Here is a 16,162-nt window from a genome sequence, read left to right on the forward strand (position 1 = left end):
TCGGGTGCGGGTGGCGGTAGAGCACGAAGCCCCTGCCCTCGTCCCCCGCCGGAACCTTCCACGTCGGCACGTCCCCCCAGGACGTTCCGAGCTCCGTGCTCGGCAGGGCGGCACAGATCTCGTCGACGTCCTCGGGTCGCGCTGGCCTGCTCACGAGAGGCGAGCCTAGACCCGGTCAGCAGGACTTGTTGTAGACGCCCGCTCGAGTGGGCGGCGCGTCGACCGACAGTGTGTTGGGCGCCTCGAGGGTCCAGTGGCGGACCCAGTCCATCTGCATCCGGCTCACGTTCATGGCGCGGTCCGGCTTGGCCTCCATCGTGAAGCGGACCGTCAACGGCACTCCCGAGACCAGGTCGGCGCGGTTCTCGGTGAAGACGACGTGCGCGTCGATGAACCACGAGACCCGCTCGCGCGTGACCTCCACCGCGTAGGTGTGCCAGCGGTCGGCGCCCAGGTCCATGCCGGTGCGGGAGGCTCGGTGGGCCACGTCCGGCAGCGTCCGGGCGTAGACGTGGGCGGTGCTCGCGTTGGGGGTGTAGCTGACCATGGAGATGTTGCGGCCACCGCAGTTCTGCTCGGCACCGGCAGCGGGCACCAGCTCCGCGAGCACCCGATAGCGGCCGTTGCCCCGGCCGTACTGCCGGCTCCGGAGCCGCGTCTCCCAGCGGCCGACCTCTGCTCCGGGCCCGGCCAGGGTCGCGGAGAGGCTGCCCTGGCTGGTCGTGTTCAGCGTCAGCATGCCGTTCTGGTGCCAGACCTGCCCGAGGCCGGACGGCTGCCACTGGGGGCCCATCTGACCGGTGTACGGCGCTTCGAACTCCTCACGCCAGGCGACCCCCCGGTTCCACCAGCCGTTGGTGCTGGCGGCGTTGATCGGTCCCGGCTCGTCACCGGCGTGGTCCGCGTGCGCCGGGGCGCTGGCCAGCGCAGGAGTCAACAGGGTGGCCAGGACGGCGCCGGCGAGAACGACAGCACGGCGGGGTCGGGCACGGAGAAGCGAAGAGGTCATGGTGACCGACCGTACGCGGTGTCGTCGGGGTCGGGGCAAGTTCCGGAGAACCTCACCACGCCCCGCACCCGGGAATGCGGCCGGGTCAGTCGCCGAGGCGCGCCCCGGCCGGCACGGTGGTCCCCCGCGCCCAGTCGGCTGCTGGCATCTGCTTGCGACCGTGGGCCTTGACTGCCCCCAGCTCGACCGGATCCGTGCCGGTGCCGACGAACACCGCGTTCTTGGTGACCTCCAGCACCCCCGGCTCGAGCCGCTCGCGGCCGCGAACGATGCTGACCGGGCCGAGCTTGAAGCGCTCGCCCTCCCAGGTGCTCCAGGCACCTGGCCCTGGCGTGCAGGCGCGGATCTGACGATCCAGCCCGGCGGCCGGCTCCTGCCAGTCGATCCGCGCGTGGTCGACGAGGATCTTGGGGGCGAAACTCACACCCTCGCCGGACTGGTCCCGCGCCGCGAGCGAGCCGTCGGCGATGCCGTGCATCGTCTGCACCAGGAGCTCCGCGCCGCCGTGGGCGAGCCGGTCGAGCAGGTCGCCGGCGGTGTCCGTCGGCCTGATCCGCTCGGTCATCACGCCGAACACGGGCCCTGCGTCGAGCTCCTTGACGATCCGGAACGTGCTGGCGCCGGTCAGCTCGTCGCCGGCCCAGATGGAGTGCTGGACCGGCGCCGCACCGCGCCAGGCCGGCAGGATCGAGAAGTGCAGGTTGATCCAGCCGTGCTCGGGGATGTCGAGCGCCGACTGGGGCAGCAGGGCGCCGTAGGCGACGACGGGACACGCGTCGGGGCGCAGGTCTCTCAGGGTGGCCTGGAACTCGGGATCACGAGGGTGCCCGGGCTTGAGCACCGGCACCCCGAGCTCCTCGCCGCGGAGGCCGACCGGGCTGGCGACGAGCTTGCGGCCACGCCCCGCGGGCGCGTCGGGACGGGTGACGACCCCGACGAGCTCGTGACCCGAGGCGGCCAACGCGTCGAGGGCAGGCAACGCGACCTCGGGCGTGCCGACGAACACGAGGCGCATCAGAGACCGAGGCCGAACGTGGTGTGCGGGCTGACCTTGAGGCTCGGACGCTCGAGGCCGAACCACTCGGACTCGCGGATCTCCTTCATGGCGGCCTTGCGGGCCTCGGTGTCCAGCTTGTCGATGAACAGGATCCCGTCGAGGTGGTCGGTCTCGTGCTGGATCGCCCGGGCGAGCAGCTCGGAGCCCTCGATGCGCTGCGGTTCGCCGTACATGTCGAAGCCGGTCGCGACGACCGAGAGCGCTCGCAGGCACTCGTAGGTGAGCTCCGGCAGGCTCAGGCAACCCTCCGCGCCGTCCTGGGTCTCGTCACTGAGGGAGAGGACCGGGTTGACGAGGTGACCGATCTCGCCGTGGACGTTCCAGGTGAAGACCCTCAGGCCCACGCCGATCTGGGGGGCGGCGAGGCCGGCGCCGGGAGCGGCCAGCATCGTGTCGGTGAGGTCCTGGACCAGGGTGCGGATCTCCTTGTCGTAGTCATCGACCTCGACCGCCCGCCTGCGCAGGATCGGGTCGCCGAACAATCGGATGGGCTGGACTGCCACGCGGTGCTTCTCCTCGGTCGGGAGGGGCCAGTCTAGAGAGGGCTCAGACCTGCTCGCGCCGCGCCATCCCGACGTGGAACATGGCTCGAGTCTGTCAGATCACGAGGGGGTCGACCTGGATGCGGACGGCGTCGAGCTTGCGCGCGCTCCGCACCCGCTGCAGCTCGCCCAAGGCATCGGACAGCGCCTGGCCGGACGCGAGCGGCACCCGGATGACGACTCGTTGCTCCCCCTTGTCGCTGTCCACCGGCACCGGTCCGAGGACGTCCGCCACCTCCGGCAGCGCTAGCAGGGTGAGCGCGTCGTCCAGGGCGCCAGGCTGGCCGGTGATCGTGGCAAGGCGTGCGGCGGGCGGGAGGTGGGTCTGCGACCGCTCCGCGAGCTCCCGAGCAGCGAACCCGGCCGGGTCCCAGCGGACCAGCGCCTGCAGCACCGGCAGGGCCGGGTCGCCGACCGCCACCACCCGACCCCGGGCGCGCACCAGAGCGGCGGCCCCGAGCCACCGGCGCAGCGCCTCCTCCGAGACCCGGAGGTCGTCCCGGGCCAGGGTGAGCCACGTGTCCAGGATGACCACAGCGGCATAGCCCCCCTCCGCGGGCGGCTCGGCGCCGACCGTTGCCACCACGATGTCGGGGCGGTCCGAGACGCCCGCGAGGACCCGGTCACTGCTCGAAGTCCGGATCGTGGTGCCCGCGAACGACCTTCCCAGCTCCTCGGCCGTCCGGGCCTCCCCACGGATCGGGGCACGTAGTCCACGGTGGCCGCACTCGCGGCACGCCCAGGCCGGGTCGGGCGTCCCACACCACCGGCAGGTCGGCGGTGTCGTGGGGCCGCCCAGCACCAACGGACCGGCGCACATGTGGCAGCGCGCGGGTGTCCGGCAGCGCTCGCAAGCGAGGGACGGGGCATAGCCGGCTCGGGGCGTCTGGACCAGGACCGGGCCGGTCGTCAGTCCCTCCCGGATCGCGTCGTACGCCGCCCGCGGGATCCGCGACCCGACGGCACGGTTCTCCCCCGGCACGACGTCGACCCGCGCCCGGTCACGGAGCACCGAGCGCTCGGACGTGAGCTCGTGGGCCCAACCGGATGCGAGGAGCAGGACGCTCTCGCACGTGCGGGCGAACCCGGCGACGAGCATCGCGGTGCCTTGCACCTCCGCACGCGTCGTGAGCATCTCGCGAACATGGGGGTACGGCGCACGCGGCTCAGCGTGCAGGTCGTCGCCGTCGTCCCAGATCACGACCAGGCCGAGGTCGCGGACCGGCGCGAGGGCCGCCGATCGGGTCCCCACGACCACCCGCCGGGCTCCCCGGGAGACGGAGAGGAAGTCGCGGTAGCGCTTCGCCGGACCCGCGTCAGCGCTCAGCACCACATGCTGGTCCGGGCCGAGGAGGTCCTCGATCGCCGTGGCGACGCGCGCCGCGTCGCGCTGGTCGGGGACGCAGATCAACGAGCCGCGACCGGTGGCGAGGGTGGCCGCGACCGCATGGGCCAGCATCGCCGACCAGTCGTCGCCCGGGGCGGCGTTCCACACGGCCCGGGGCACACCGCCGGCGCCGAGGTGCGCCAGGAAGGTCGCCCCGTGGACGACGTGCTCCCACGTCGCCGGGTCGACCTCCGCAGTCGGGGCAGGGCCGGGTGGCGAGGGTTCCTTCTCGACGGCAGCGTGACGCGGCGGCACGGCCAACCGCATGACGTCGGCGCGCGATCCGGCGTACCTCGCGGCAATGAGAGAGGTGAGCTCAGCCACCTCCGGGTGCAGGACCGGCTCTGCGCTCACGACCCGGCGGAGCGGTTGCAGCTTCCCCGGGTGCACGCTGCCGGCCGCCCGCTCGAGGACGAACCCACCGACGTCCTGTCCCGCGAAGCGGACCTTGACCCGCGCGCCCGGAACGGCCGTCGCCGCGTCCTTGGCGGGCACCGCGTAGTCAAAGGGACGATCGAGGTGCGCAAGCGGTATGTCGACCAGCACCCTCGCCACGGGGTCGACCGCGGCCGGCTGAAAGTCCGCTGCCTTGCGCGCCCGCGTCAGCGCGGCCTTGGCCCTGGCGTCCGCCACGGCAGCGCGCAGACCGGGCAGCATCTGCGCTGGCTCGGTCTCGTGGCTGGTCATGCGGCGCATTCAACCAGCGCCCACCGACGGTCCGCTCAGCGCAGTCCACAGGGCCGCCACGGTGTGCGACCTGTCAGGGAAGTCCGTCACGTGTCAGTCGTTGCCACACCCGACACGTGGTGAAGTCCCCGGATATCCGGGGACGTCAGCACGTCCGAAAGGAGCAGGGGGAGGAACGACGAATCAGGCGCCGGCGGCAGCCTTGAGCTTGTCGGCCCGGTCGGTGGTCTCCCACGTGAACTCGGGGAGCTCGCGGCCGAAGTGGCCGTAGGCGGCCGTCTTGGCGTAGATGGGACGGAGCAGGTCGAGGTCGCGGATGATCGCGGCCGGCCGCAGGTCGAAGACCTCGAGGACCGCCTGCTGGATCGCCTCGTCGGAGACGATGCCGGTGCCGAAGGTCTCGATGAAGACGCCCACGGGGGCCGCCTTGCCGATGGCGTAGGCGACCTGCGCCTCGCAGCGACGGGCGAGGCCCGCAGCGACGACGTTCTTGGCGACCCAGCGCATGGCGTAGGCGGCCGAGCGGTCGACCTTCGAGGGGTCCTTGCCGGAGAACGCTCCACCGCCGTGGCGGGCCATCCCGCCGTACGTGTCGACGATGATCTTGCGCCCGGTCAGGCCGGCGTCGCCCATGGGCCCGCCGACGACGAACTTGCCGGTGGGGTTGACGAGCATGCGATAGCCGTCGGAGGGGATGCTGAAGCTCGCCAGGACGGGGTCGATGACGTGCTGCTTGATGTCGGCCTCGAGGGTGGCGTGCTCCACGTCCTCGGAGTGCTGGGTGGACAGGACCACGGTGTCGACGCGGGTGGGACGGTCGTCCTCGTCGTAGGCGATCGTGACCTGGGTCTTGCCGTCCGGACGCAGGTAGTCCAGCGTGCCGTCCTTGCGGACCTCGGTCAGTCGCTGGGAGAGCCGCTGCGCGATCATGATCGGCAACGGCATCAGCTCGGGAGTGTCGTCGCAGGCGTAGCCGAACATCAGGCCCTGGTCGCCGGCCCCGCGCATGTCGAGGTCGTCCTCGGAGTCCCCGACGCGGGCCTCGATGCCCTGGTCGACGCCGGCGGCGATGTCCGGGGACTGGGCGCCGATCGCGACCTGGACGCCACACGTGGTGCCGTCGAAGCCCTTGTCGGAGGAGTCGTAGCCGATCTCGAGGATCTTGGCGCGGACGAGGTCGGCCACCGGGGCGTAGGCATTCGTACGGACCTCGCCGGCAACGACGACGAGCCCGGTCGTGAGCAGGGTCTCGACGGCGACGCGGAGGTTCTCACGGTCGGAGTCGTTCTCCATGAGGTAGTCGAGGACGGCGTCGCTGATCTGGTCGGCGATCTTGTCCGGGTGACCCTCGGTCACGGACTCCGAGGTGAAGAGGCGTCCAGCCACAGTCGGTGCTCCTGTCATCGGTACTCAACTTGCTTGAGCCACGGTATCGGAGGCCCACTATGCAAGATCTGCGTCTCACCCAACGAATCGAGAAACAACCGACGAGAAACGGCGTGCCCCGACGGATCATCCGTCGGGGCGCGCCGTACGCGTGAGCCTCAGATCGAGGTGTCAGGTCGTGCCTGGTGCTCCTGGACACGCTGCTGCGACTCGGCGGTGCTCTGGCTGACGTCGGCTGCTTGCTGCTGGCCCTCGGCCTTCACCGTCTCCGTCGCGTCCTGCGCGGTCGACTTCAGGGACTCCGCAGCCTGCTGGGCGGGCTCCTTGAGGTTCGAGGCCGCCTCCTTGCCCAGCTCCTGGGCCTCCTCGAGGAGGGGCTGAGCCTTCTCCTTGACCGACTGCGCGGCTTGGCGCTCCCGCTCGCTGGCGGGCAGCATCGAGCCGATGAGCCAACCGGCACCGAGGGCGACGAGGCCGGCGGCCATCGGGTTGCCCTGGGCCTTGGTCTTGGCCGTGCTCGTGGCCTGGCCCGGCATGCCGGCGATCCCGGAGGCACTGTCGCCCACGGAGCTGGCGAGACCGGAGGCGCTGCCGCCCACCGAGCTGGCGGTGTCCTGGGCGGAGCCCATGATCTTGTCCTTGACGCCCACAGCAGCACCCTTCACCTTGTCGGTCTGACGCTTGGCAATGTTCCCGGGCGTCACTGCCTCGCCGAGCGCGTTGACGTTCTGGCTCAGGTTGGCGCGGGTCTGGTCGATCTCGGCCCGCAACACGTCGGGATCGTTGCTCGTGCTCACGTCGTGGTTGGAGTTGTCATAGCTGGTCATCGTGTTCCCTCATTTCCCTTCAGTGCATCGGGCACGCGCTTCGCCGTGTCGGCGGTGCGTTCCATACCGGTCACTTCCTTGAGCTCCTTGCGCCCCATGGACGCCAGCACCGCCGCGACGATTCCCCAGAGGACGGCGACGATCACGAACGCCCAGCCGGGTGCGTCGAGCAGGTCGCCCAGCGCCCACCAGAGCGCCAGCGACAGGAACAGCAGGAGGAAGTGCCCGGCGACGCCAGCGCCGGCCAGCAGTCCGCCGGCCTTTCCTGCCCTGGTCGCCGACTGGGTGGCCTCGGCCTTGGCCAGCGCCACTTCCTGGCGCAGGAGCGTGGTCAGGTCGGTGGAGATGTCGGAGATCAGCGCCCCGATGGACGAGACCTCACCCTTCTCGTACGTCGCGTGGGAGCCTCCCAAGGGCTCCGCGGGCGGGATGGCGTTGGAGACGGACTCGGACATCGAGGGTCGACCACCACCGCCCGGGCCAGCGGTCGGGCTGCTCATCAGCGGTTCTCCTCGCCGTACGGTCCCGACGGCTCGCCGCCCCAGGTCCGAGTCGTGTCGGTCAGCGGGTCCTCGACCGAGGTGCCGGTGAGCAGCACGTCGTCGTCGACCGGGTCGGCGAACGAGGTGGTCGCCGGGGTGGGCGGCATCGTCGACATACCGACCGGGGTCTCGGTGTAGGCGCGCTGACCGGGCACGGAGGTGTACGAGTCCGTGCCGGGGGTCGACGCCATGCGGCGACCGCTCGAGAAGTCGCTGCTGCTCTCGTCGCGTGCCTGGTCAGCCAGGCCCCGCGTCATCCGACCGCCGATGAGTCCGGCGACGGCGGCCGCGGCGAGGAACGCGCCGGGGCGACGGCGGGCGAACGATCGGACCTCCTCGAGCACCTCGCCGGGCTGGCGCTGCTCGAGCCACTGCGCTGCCTCACGGACGCGGTCGCTTGCCTGCTGGGCGAGGTCGTGGACCATGCCTTCCTGCGAGCCGGTGCCCTGCACCAAGCCCGAGAGTTCGTCGGCCAGGGCGCTCAGCCCGCCTGCGGCGCGCTGGTGCTGGCTCTGGACCTGCTGGTCGAGCTCCTGCTTGGCCTGGTCGAGGACCTGGCGAGCCTGGACCTTCGCCTCGCCGGCCACCTGGGCGGCCTGGTCCTTGGCGGTCGCTGCGGTCTGCTGCCCCGCCGACTTCACGTCACCCGCGACCCCGCGTGCCTCTTCGGCTGCGACGTCACGCGTGCTGTCCTGCGCGCTGTTCGAAGTCCAGTCGGAGGGCTGGTCGCTGCCGCCGCCAGCTCCGCTGGAGGGAGTGCCATAAGTCTGGGACATTGATCGCTCCTGTCGGTCGTGAGGGACGGTCGTCCCCCAGCACCCGACACTTCCCACCTTCGACCGGACTCGCTACACCCCAAAGGTCAAGGGCCGCGATCTTCACCCCTTCGGGCGAAGGATCGGGGCGGGCTGAGGGGGTCTCAGGCAGTGACGTCGCGGTCGAACCGGCGCGCCACTTCGTCCCAGATGACCTGCGCGAGGGCAGCCTTCGTGCCACGGGGTACGTCGACGCTGATGCCGTCGGCCCCCAGGATCACTGCCTCGTTGTCCGGGCTGCCGAACACTGCTCCGCCGCTGACGTCGTTGACCACGAGCAGGTCGCAGCCCTTGCGGGTCAGCTTGGCGCGCGCCAGGTCGAGGACCGAGCCGTCCGCGTCACCCGTCTCGGCGGCGAAGCCCACGATGACTGCGCCCTCGCGCACCCGGTGGTGGGCGATCTGGTGGAGGATGTCGGGGTTCTGCTCGAGCTCGATCACCGGCGACGTGCCGTCGGTAGCCTTCTTGATCTTGTCCTCGCTCACCGACGTCGGCCGGAAGTCTGCGGGCGCGGCTGCCATCACGACAGCGTCCGCGGACGAAGCGGCCGCCACCACCGCGTCGTGGAGCTCGGCTGTCGTCTCGACGGCGACCACCTTCACCCCCGCGGGGTCGGGCAGCGACACGTTGGCCGCAATCAGCGTGACCTCGGCTCCCCTGGCAGCGGCGACACGAGCCAGCGCGTAGCCCTGGAGCCCCGAGGAGCGGTTGCCCAGGAAGCGCACCGGGTCGAGGTATTCGCGCGTCCCACCGGCGCTCACCACCACGCGGCGACCGGCCAGGTCGGGGCGAGCGACGCCCCGGGACAGCACGTCCATCGCGATGTCGAAGATCTCCGAGGCCTCGGGCAGGCGGCCCTTGCCGGTGTCCTTGCCGGTGAGCCGGCCCTCTGCCGGCTCGATCACCACCGCGCCACGCTCGCGCAGGGTGGCGACGTTGGCGACGGTCGCGGGGTGCTCCCACATCTCGGTGTGCATCGCCGGCGCGAACACCACCGGGCAACCGGCCGTCAGCAGGGTGTTGGTGAGCAGGTCGTCGGCCAGCCCGTGGGCGGCCCTGGCCATGAGGTCGGCGGTGGCGGGAGCCACGATGACGAGGTCGGCATCCTGACCGATCCGGACGTGCGGCACGGCGTGGACGTCGGTCCACACCTCGCTCGAGACCGGTCTGCCGGACAACGCGGCCCAGGTCGCGGCGCCCACGAACTCCAGCGCAGATGCGGTCGGGACGACCGTGACGTCGTGACCCGACTCGGTGAGGCGACGGAGGAGCTCGCACACCTTGTACGCCGCGATGCCGCCGCTCACCCCGAGGACGACCCGGGGCCCGGAAACTGTGGCAGGCGCACCATCCCCGACATGAGCGCGAGGCCGCGCCCCCTCAGGGGACACGGCCTCGACGGACTCAGTGGTCACACGTCACTCAGCAGCGTTGAACTGCGCCTGCGCCTCGGCGCGGGCGGTCGCGGCAGCGGCCTCCTCGGCAGCGAGCACGGCGGGGTCGACGTCTTCACACGTCAGCAGGTCCTCGTTGATCTCGCGCAGCGCGATCGAGAGCGGCTTCTCCTGGACGTGGGTGTCGACGAGCGGACCGACGTATTCGAGCAGGCCCTCGCCGAGCTGGGAGTAGTAGGCATTGATCTTCCGGGCGCGCTTCGCGCTGTAGAGGACCAACTTGTACTTGCTGTCGGTCTTGGTGAGCAGGTCATCGATCGAGGGGTTGGTGACGCCCTCGGCGGCGATGTTGGGGGCAGACACAGCTAAAGCCTCACAATGTTGGTGGAGAACAGTTGGTCGAGGCTTCTTCATGATCTGGAGCCTCGACTCCCATCAAGGCTACCAACTCCTCGGCCGCAGCGTGAACTTCGTGGTTCACCACCGTGACATCGAACTCCGTCTCGGCCGCCAGCTCGACCCGTGCAGTCTCCAGTCGACGCTCCCGCTCGGCAGCGGTCTCGGTGCCGCGACCGACCAGTCGACGCTCCAGCTCTTCCCACGTCGGAGGCGCCAGGAAGACGAAGAACGCGCCCGGCATCGTCTCGCGCACCTGTCGCGCGCCCTGCAGATCGATCTCGAGCATGGCGGGGTGGCCGCTAGCCAACGCGAGCTCAACCGGCCCGCGAGGCGTGCCGTAGCGGTGCTTGCCGTGGACGACCGCCCACTCGAGCAGGTCCCCGCGCTGTGCCATGGCATCGAAGTCGGCGTCCGAGACGAACCAGTAGTGGACGCCGTTCTCCTCGCCCGGCCGGGGCGGGCGGGTCGTGGCGGAGACGGAGATCCAGACCTCGGGGTGGGTCCGTCGCACCTCCGCGGCCACCGTGCCCTTGCCCACCGCGGTGGGTCCCGCCAACACGATGAGTCGTGACCTGGGGCGCGTGCTCTCCTCGTTCAAGACGGCTCTTGCGGGCCGAACTCGCGCGTCAGCGCTGCGACCTGCTTGATGCCGAGCCCGCGGACGCGGCGACTCTCGGCGATGCTGAGGCGAGTCATCACCTGGCGGGCGCGGACCTTGCCGAGCCCGGGCATCGACTGCAACAGCTCGATGACGCGCATCTTGCCGATGACCTCGTTCTCCCGGCCCTCACGCAGGACGTCGACGATGGAGGCGCCGGAGTTCTTGAGGCGGTTCTTCACCTCTGCCCGCTCGCGGCGGGAGGAGGCAGCCTTGGCGAGCGCGGCTTGGCGCTGCTCGGGCGTGAGTGGGGGCAAGGCCACGAAATTGGATCCTAGTCAGGCGGGGACGGTCGCGTCAGCGTCAATCTAGTCAGAACGCCAGTCGGCAGGCAATCGGCGCCCGGTCCCATGGCCGAGTTCACTGGCTGAGCGGGGTCTTGCACACGTCCAGGGCCTGCTGCTCGATCCCGGACATCGCCTGCACCGTGGCTTCGTCGCCCAGGTCGCGCGCGGCGGCGGTGATGGCGCTGCGCTCCTCAGCGGGCAGGCTCTTCAGCGTCCTCTCCGGGTCGTACGCCGACGGTTCGACGTCCGCCTCCCCCAGCGCCTCCTCCAGAGCCTCGATACGGCTGATCACCTGGCTCCACTCGTCCCGCAGGTCGGGCGGCGCCTGGTCGGCCAGGTCGCGGTAGTGGGCGAGAGCCTCGAAGACAACACCCTGCTCGGTGCTGGCCGCGATGTCGCTCAGGGGGGCCTGGTGCTCCTGCACGGCCTGGCAGTAGTCGCTGTCCGGACCGGCCCGGTCACCGCCCCTGCAGCCGGTCAGCGCGACGGCCGTCAGGGCCGCGGTGGCGACCAGTGCCCCTTTCACGCCTCGCCCAGCGATGCGACGGCCTCGTTGCCGCGACGCGCCGCCTCACGCAGGGAGGCCAGGTCGGGACCGGCTGAGAGGACCGACCGCGAGGAACTGGGCAGCACGTGCCGCGCCGTGTGCCCGAAGATGCGGCGGAGGTCCTCGACGGTGCCACCCTGGGCGCCGTACCCGGGTGCCAGCACGGGGCCGTTGAAGTCGAAGCGCTCGTCCGAGGAGCCGATGGTGGCTCCGATCACGGCACCCACGTCGCCGAGTGGTCGTACGTCGGCGTTGACCCGGGCGAGGTGCGCGAACATCGTCCCGGCCACGGTGGCACCCCCGCCGGTGCGAGCGTGCTGGACCTCAAGCCCCTCCTCGTTGGAGGTCAGGGCCAGCACGAAGACGCCCGCATCGTGGCAGCGGGCCGTGTCGATCATCGGCTGGATGGACCCGAAGCCGAGGAACGGACTGACCGTGATGGCATCGCTGGCGAGCGGGGACGAGGGGTCGAGATAGGCATCGGCGTAGGCCTGGCTGGTCGACCCGATGTCGCCGCGCTTCACGTCCAGCAGCACGAGCGCGCCAGCTGCCCGCGACTCCGCGATGACCCGCTCGAGGACGGCGATCCCGCGGGAGCCGAAGCGCTCGTAGAAGGCGCTCTGCGGCTTGATGACGCTCACCTCGGGGGCGACCGCCTCGACTACGGTCAGGGCGAACCTCTCCAGCCCCGCGACGGTGTCGTCGAGGCCCCACTCGTGCAGCAGCGACGAGTGCGGGTCGATCCCCACGCACAACCTGCCTCGGCCGGTCATCGCGTCGTGGAGCCGGGCACCGAACCTCATAGCGGGTCCTCTTCTCTGGTCAGGGCAGCGCGCACGCGCGCCACCGTGGTCGGATCATGCAACAGTGCGGTGCCGATCTGGACGGCGCTGGCCCCGAGGTCGAGGAGGCGCCGGGCGTCCTCGACGCTGCTCACGCCGCCCGCACCGATCACCGCGACATGGTCCAGGGCGGACACGACCTCGACGAGGCAACGCAGCGAGACCGGGCCGATCGCCGGGCCGCTCAGGCCACCCGGGCGGCCGTCGGGCATCGCGGCAGGGATGGAGTTGCCGACCACGACGGCGCTCGCACCTGCGTCGACGGCTCCCCGGGCTCCCTCCACGACGCGCGTGAGGTCGGGCCGCAGCTTGGCGAGCACCGGCAGGTTCGCGGGGAACTCGCGACGGACGGCTGCCACCACGCTGGCGGCGTGATAGGGCTCGCGCACGTCGAAGAGCCCCTCGCCGACCTGGTGGGGGGCGCCGAGGTTGATCTCGATCCCGGCCACGCCGGGGGCCCGGCCGAGGCGGCGCGCCAGGTCGGCGTACTCCCCCATGCTGCCGCCGGCGATCGAGACGAAGACGTGGGCGCCGGCCCGGACCAGCCAGGGCAGCTCGGTGGCGAGAAAGTGCTCGAGGCCGGGGTTCTGCAGACCGATCGCGTTGACCAGCCCGCTCGGGCTCTCCGCGATGCGAAGGGCCGGTCCCCCGGGGCGTGGGTCGAGCGTGATCGACCGGGTGACGAAGTCGAGGCCGACGAGTTCGGCGTACGCCGCAAGCTCACGCCCGGTGCCTCCGCAACCGCTCGCGACCATGACCGGCCCGGGTTGCCTGCTCATCGGAGGGAATCCCAGTCCACGCGGTCCCCCCGGACCACCGGGCCGTCCACGCAGCCCCGCACCACCCGGGAGACACCGTCGTAGGAGACCACCGGGACCGGGCAGCCCTGGCACAGTCCGGTCGCGCAGGGCATGGGCGTCTCGAGGGCCACCTGGCTCCACGCGCCGCGCCGTTCGGCCGCAGCGGCGACGGCCCGCAGCATCGGCAGCGGTCCGCCCGCGTAGACCACGTCGGCGTCCGCTCGCTCCAGGACGCTCTCGATGTGGGTGGCGACGTCGCCGCGCACCCCGACGGAGCCGTCGCCGGTGATCACGGTGACGGCGCGAGCGGAGCGCCGAGCCTCCAGTGCGGACAGGAGACCGGCCTCGTCGGGGCCTGCCACGACGAGGGTGACCGCGCAGCCGCGTTGGCGGAGCCGCTCAGCGAGCGGGAACAGCGGCGCCGCGCTGTGCCCCTCGCCGACGAGCACGCAGGCGACGGGCTCACGCGGCAGGGCGAACGGGCGTCCCAAGGGCCCGGTTACCTCGAGCCTGGCACCAACTGGACGTTGCGCGAGCCAGGTCGTGCCCGGCCCCACCGCGTTGACGACCACGTCGAGGGTCGCCCCGAACGCCCCGGCCTCCTTGACGCGGTGAATCCAGAGGGGTCGACGCGCGAGGCGGCCACCGTCCACGCTGACGGCCACGAAGTTGCCGGCCCGGAAGCGCTGCGGGATGCCGGGCGCAGCGATCGTCAGGAGCCGGTAGGCGCCCGCCTTCTTGGTGGCCAGCACCTCACCGGTGACGTGCAGGGGTCCGTGCTCGTCAGCCAAGCGCGCTCACCAGCGTCCTGGGCCACAGGGGTCCTTCGTAGACGAACGCCGTGTAGGCCTGCAGGAGCTGCGCTCCCGCGGCGAGGCGCTCACGAGCGTCCTCGGCCGTGGTGATCCCGCCGACGCCGACCAGGGTCATGTCGTCATCGACCCGGCCGCGCAGCGCGCGCATCACCTCGTCGGCCCGACGGGTGAGGGGTCGACCGGACAGGCCTCCGGCGCCGATCGTCGCCACATCGCTGTCAGCGCTGCGCAGTCCTTCACGGCTGACGGTGGTGTTCGTGGCGATGATGCCGTCGAGGCCGAGCGCCACGGCGAGGTCCGCGGTGGCCAGCACGTCCTCGTCGCTGAGGTCGGGCGCGATCTTCACCAGCAACGGGACCCTTGCCTCGGTCACGCGGTCGGCCTGCGCGCGGACCGCCCGGAGAAGGGGCTCGAGTTTGTCGACGGCCTGGAGGTTCCGGAGCCCCGGGGTGTTGGGCGAGCTGACGTTGACGACCAGATAGTCGGCGTACGGCGCCAGCAGGCGTGCGCTCTTCTCGTAGTCGGCGACGGCGTGCTCCTCGGGGACCGATTTGGTCTTGCCGATGTTGACACCCAGGACCGGGCCGGCGGATCCCCTCCGTCGCCGACGCTCCGCCAGCCGCCTCGCCACGGCTTCGGCACCGTCGTTGTTGAAGCCCATCCGGTTGACGATCGCGCGGTCCGCCGGCAGCCGGAACATCCGGGGTGCGGGGTTGCCGGACTGCGGCTCCCCGGTCACCGTCCCGATCTCGACGTGCCCGAAGCCCAGCGCGGCCAGGGCGTCGATGCCGACGGCGTTCTTGTCGAAGCCTGCGGCCAGCCCGAGGGGATGCGGGAAACGCAGTCCCATCGCCGTGACCGGCTGCCCGGTCCCCCGTGGCAGCCGGCTCGTCGCGGGTGCGGCCGCGCGGATCACCGCGAAGGCAGCGTGGTGTGCGCGTTCGGGGTCCGTCCGGCTGAGCAGGTGGTCGAAGAGGAGGCGGTAGGGCCGCCCCATCAGCGCGACTCCAGCGTCGACGCGTTCCACTCCTGGAGGCTGCGGACCCCGATGCCGCCGGCAGCCAGCGCCTCGATCCCCTGCACGGCAGCGCCGAGGCCCTGCACGGTCGTGATGCACGGGATGTTGGCCCTCACGGCGGCGGTGCGGATCTCGTAGCCGTCGACGCGGGCGGACCCGCTCGTCGAGTAGGGCGTGTTGACCACGAGGTCGATGCCGCCGTTGCGGATCAGCTGCACGGTGGTCTGCTCGCCCTCGGGCCCCTCCCCCTCGTGGTGCTTGCGCACGGTCGTGACCTCGACGCCGTTGCGACGCAACACACCGGCGGTGCCGGCCGTGGCCAGGATCTCGAAGCCACGCTCGGCGAGCACCTTGATCGGGAAGATCATGTTGCGCTTGTCGCGGTTGGCCACTGAGACGAAGACGCGTCCGCTCGTGGGCAGGGAGCCGTAGGAGGCTGTCTGCGCCTTGGCGAAGGCTCGGCCGAAGTCGGCGTCGAAGCCCATCACCTCACCGGTCGATTTCATCTCCGGACCGAGGATGGTGTCGACGTTGCGACCGTCGGGGGTCTTGAACCGGTTGAACGGCATCACCGCCTCCTTGACCGCGATGGGGGCGTCCTCGGGCAGGTCGCCGCCGTCGCGCTGGGGCAGGACGCCGGCGGCGCGGAGGTCGGCGATCGACTCGCCCAGCATCACCCGGGCGGCCGCCTTGGCCAACGGGGTGCCCGTCGCCTTCGAGACGAACGGGACGGTGCGCGACGCCCGCGGGTTGGCCTCCAGGACGTAGAGCACGTCGGAGGCCCAGGCGAACTGGATGTTGAGCAGCCCACGGACGCCGACCCCGCGCGCGATGGCCTCGGTGGCGTGCCGGATGCGGGTGATCTCGCTGGCACCGAGGGTGATGGGCGGCAGCGCACAGGACGAGTCGCCGGAGTGGATGCCGGCCTCCTCGATGTGCTCCATCACCCCGCCGAGGAAGAGCTCGTGGCCGTCGAAGAGCGCGTCGACGTCGATCTCGATCGCGTCGTCGATGAACCGGTCGACGAGCACGGGGTGCTCGGGGCTGACCTGCGTCGCGCGGGCGATGTAGCCCTCGAGGGCCTCGTCGCTGTAGACGATCTCCATGCCGCGGCCACCGAGGACGTACGACGGCCGCACCAGCACCGGGT

Annotated in this window: 17 protein-coding genes and 1 pseudogene; all 18 read right to left on the reverse strand. The window is 71.3% G+C overall.

The window, feature by feature from the left end; genetic code table 11:
• Nucleotides 1-175 precede the first annotated feature (175 nt).
• The gene (locus tag JWN68_RS12155) at nucleotides 176-1,009 is read right to left on the reverse strand and encodes a family 16 glycosylhydrolase (RefSeq protein ID WP_297739122.1); all 834 of its coding nucleotides are present in this window, start codon (nucleotides 1,007-1,009) and stop codon (nucleotides 176-178) included.
• Between the two features lie 85 nt (nucleotides 1,010-1,094).
• Nucleotides 1,095-2,024: a methionyl-tRNA formyltransferase gene (gene fmt, locus JWN68_RS12160; RefSeq protein WP_297739125.1), complete on the reverse strand. Its 930-nt coding sequence runs from the start codon at nucleotides 2,022-2,024 to the stop codon at nucleotides 1,095-1,097.
• Nucleotides 2,024-2,569, reverse strand: coding sequence for a peptide deformylase (gene def, locus JWN68_RS12165; protein ID WP_297739128.1), 546 nt, complete (start codon nucleotides 2,567-2,569; stop codon nucleotides 2,024-2,026). Before def ends, fmt begins: the two co-directional genes overlap by 1 nt.
• A gap of 94 nt (nucleotides 2,570-2,663) precedes the next feature.
• Complete coding sequence (locus tag JWN68_RS12170) at nucleotides 2,664-4,682, reverse strand: primosomal protein N' (RefSeq protein ID WP_297739130.1); 2,019 nt, start codon at nucleotides 4,680-4,682, stop codon at nucleotides 2,664-2,666.
• A 183-nt stretch (nucleotides 4,683-4,865) separates the two neighbouring features.
• The gene (metK, locus tag JWN68_RS12175; RefSeq protein ID WP_297739133.1) at nucleotides 4,866-6,068 is read right to left on the reverse strand and encodes a methionine adenosyltransferase; all 1,203 of its coding nucleotides are present in this window, start codon (nucleotides 6,066-6,068) and stop codon (nucleotides 4,866-4,868) included.
• A gap of 158 nt (nucleotides 6,069-6,226) precedes the next feature.
• The gene (locus tag JWN68_RS12180) at nucleotides 6,227-6,895 is read right to left on the reverse strand and encodes a DUF3618 domain-containing protein (RefSeq protein WP_297739136.1); all 669 of its coding nucleotides are present in this window, start codon (nucleotides 6,893-6,895) and stop codon (nucleotides 6,227-6,229) included.
• Nucleotides 6,892-7,395, reverse strand: a complete 504-nt coding sequence (locus JWN68_RS12185; RefSeq protein ID WP_297739139.1) for a phage holin family protein — start codon at nucleotides 7,393-7,395, stop codon at nucleotides 6,892-6,894. Before JWN68_RS12185 ends, JWN68_RS12180 begins: the two co-directional genes overlap by 4 nt.
• Complete coding sequence (locus JWN68_RS12190; RefSeq protein WP_297739142.1) at nucleotides 7,395-8,213, reverse strand: hypothetical protein; 819 nt, start codon at nucleotides 8,211-8,213, stop codon at nucleotides 7,395-7,397. The genes JWN68_RS12185 and JWN68_RS12190 overlap by 1 nt, the downstream gene beginning before the upstream one ends.
• 143 nt (nucleotides 8,214-8,356) lie before the next feature.
• On the reverse strand, nucleotides 8,357-9,559 hold the full coding sequence (coaBC, locus tag JWN68_RS12195; protein ID WP_297739145.1) for a bifunctional phosphopantothenoylcysteine decarboxylase/phosphopantothenate--cysteine ligase CoaBC: 1,203 nt from the start codon (nucleotides 9,557-9,559) through the stop codon (nucleotides 8,357-8,359).
• Between the two features lie 111 nt (nucleotides 9,560-9,670).
• The gene (gene rpoZ / locus JWN68_RS12200; RefSeq protein ID WP_297739148.1) at nucleotides 9,671-10,009 is read right to left on the reverse strand and encodes a DNA-directed RNA polymerase subunit omega; all 339 of its coding nucleotides are present in this window, start codon (nucleotides 10,007-10,009) and stop codon (nucleotides 9,671-9,673) included.
• Between the two features lie 10 nt (nucleotides 10,010-10,019).
• Nucleotides 10,020-10,643 (reverse strand): guanylate kinase, encoded by a 624-nt coding sequence (gmk, locus tag JWN68_RS12205; RefSeq protein WP_297739150.1) that lies wholly within the window; start codon nucleotides 10,641-10,643, stop codon nucleotides 10,020-10,022.
• Nucleotides 10,640-10,966, reverse strand: coding sequence for an integration host factor, actinobacterial type (gene mihF / locus JWN68_RS12210; RefSeq protein ID WP_297739153.1), 327 nt, complete (start codon nucleotides 10,964-10,966; stop codon nucleotides 10,640-10,642). The genes gmk and mihF overlap by 4 nt, the downstream gene beginning before the upstream one ends.
• Nucleotides 10,967-11,063: 97 nt before the next feature.
• The gene (locus tag JWN68_RS12215; RefSeq protein ID WP_297739157.1) at nucleotides 11,064-11,516 is read right to left on the reverse strand and encodes a hypothetical protein; all 453 of its coding nucleotides are present in this window, start codon (nucleotides 11,514-11,516) and stop codon (nucleotides 11,064-11,066) included.
• Nucleotides 11,513-12,340 (reverse strand): orotidine-5'-phosphate decarboxylase, encoded by an 828-nt coding sequence (pyrF, locus tag JWN68_RS12220; protein WP_297739160.1) that lies wholly within the window; start codon nucleotides 12,338-12,340, stop codon nucleotides 11,513-11,515. The genes JWN68_RS12215 and pyrF overlap by 4 nt, the downstream gene beginning before the upstream one ends.
• The gene (locus JWN68_RS12225) at nucleotides 12,337-13,158 is read right to left on the reverse strand and encodes a tRNA-dihydrouridine synthase (RefSeq protein WP_297739163.1); all 822 of its coding nucleotides are present in this window, start codon (nucleotides 13,156-13,158) and stop codon (nucleotides 12,337-12,339) included. The genes pyrF and JWN68_RS12225 overlap by 4 nt, the downstream gene beginning before the upstream one ends.
• The gene (locus JWN68_RS12230; protein WP_297739167.1) at nucleotides 13,155-13,970 is read right to left on the reverse strand and encodes a hypothetical protein; all 816 of its coding nucleotides are present in this window, start codon (nucleotides 13,968-13,970) and stop codon (nucleotides 13,155-13,157) included. The genes JWN68_RS12225 and JWN68_RS12230 overlap by 4 nt, the downstream gene beginning before the upstream one ends.
• Nucleotides 13,963-14,991 (reverse strand): quinone-dependent dihydroorotate dehydrogenase, encoded by a 1,029-nt coding sequence (locus JWN68_RS12235; RefSeq protein ID WP_366519798.1) that lies wholly within the window; start codon nucleotides 14,989-14,991, stop codon nucleotides 13,963-13,965. The genes JWN68_RS12230 and JWN68_RS12235 overlap by 8 nt, the downstream gene beginning before the upstream one ends.
• A pseudogene (gene carB, locus JWN68_RS12240) lies at nucleotides 14,991-16,162 on the reverse strand (carbamoyl phosphate synthase large subunit); the annotation flags it as partial. The pseudogene carB and the gene JWN68_RS12235, both read right to left, overlap by 1 nt.

The sequence above is a fragment of the Nocardioides sp. genome (assembly GCF_025964975.1).
Lineage (GTDB): Bacteria > Actinomycetota > Actinomycetes > Propionibacteriales > Nocardioidaceae > Nocardioides.

Bases quoted from the DNA above. Each gene is read 5' to 3' on its own strand.
- JWN68_RS12155 (WP_297739122.1), bottom strand. From the start codon at position 1,009: ATGACCTCTTCGCTTCTCCGTGCCCGACCCCGCCGTGCTGTCGTTCTC.
- fmt (WP_297739125.1), bottom strand. From the start codon at position 2,024: ATGCGCCTCGTGTTCGTCGGCACGCCCGAGGTCGCGTTGCCTGCCCTC.
- JWN68_RS12170 (WP_297739130.1), bottom strand. From the start codon at position 4,682: ATGACCAGCCACGAGACCGAGCCAGCGCAGATGCTGCCCGGTCTGCGC.
- JWN68_RS12180 (WP_297739136.1), bottom strand. From the start codon at position 6,895: ATGACCAGCTATGACAACTCCAACCACGACGTGAGCACGAGCAACGAT.
- JWN68_RS12185 (WP_297739139.1), bottom strand. From the start codon at position 7,395: ATGAGCAGCCCGACCGCTGGCCCGGGCGGTGGTGGTCGACCCTCGATG.
- JWN68_RS12190 (WP_297739142.1), bottom strand. From the start codon at position 8,213: ATGTCCCAGACTTATGGCACTCCCTCCAGCGGAGCTGGCGGCGGCAGC.
- pyrF (WP_297739160.1), bottom strand. From the start codon at position 12,340: ATGAGGTTCGGTGCCCGGCTCCACGACGCGATGACCGGCCGAGGCAGG.
- JWN68_RS12225 (WP_297739163.1), bottom strand. From the start codon at position 13,158: ATGAGCAGGCAACCCGGGCCGGTCATGGTCGCGAGCGGTTGCGGAGGC.
- JWN68_RS12235 (WP_366519798.1), bottom strand. From the start codon at position 14,991: ATGGGGCGGCCCTACCGCCTCCTCTTCGACCACCTGCTCAGCCGGACG.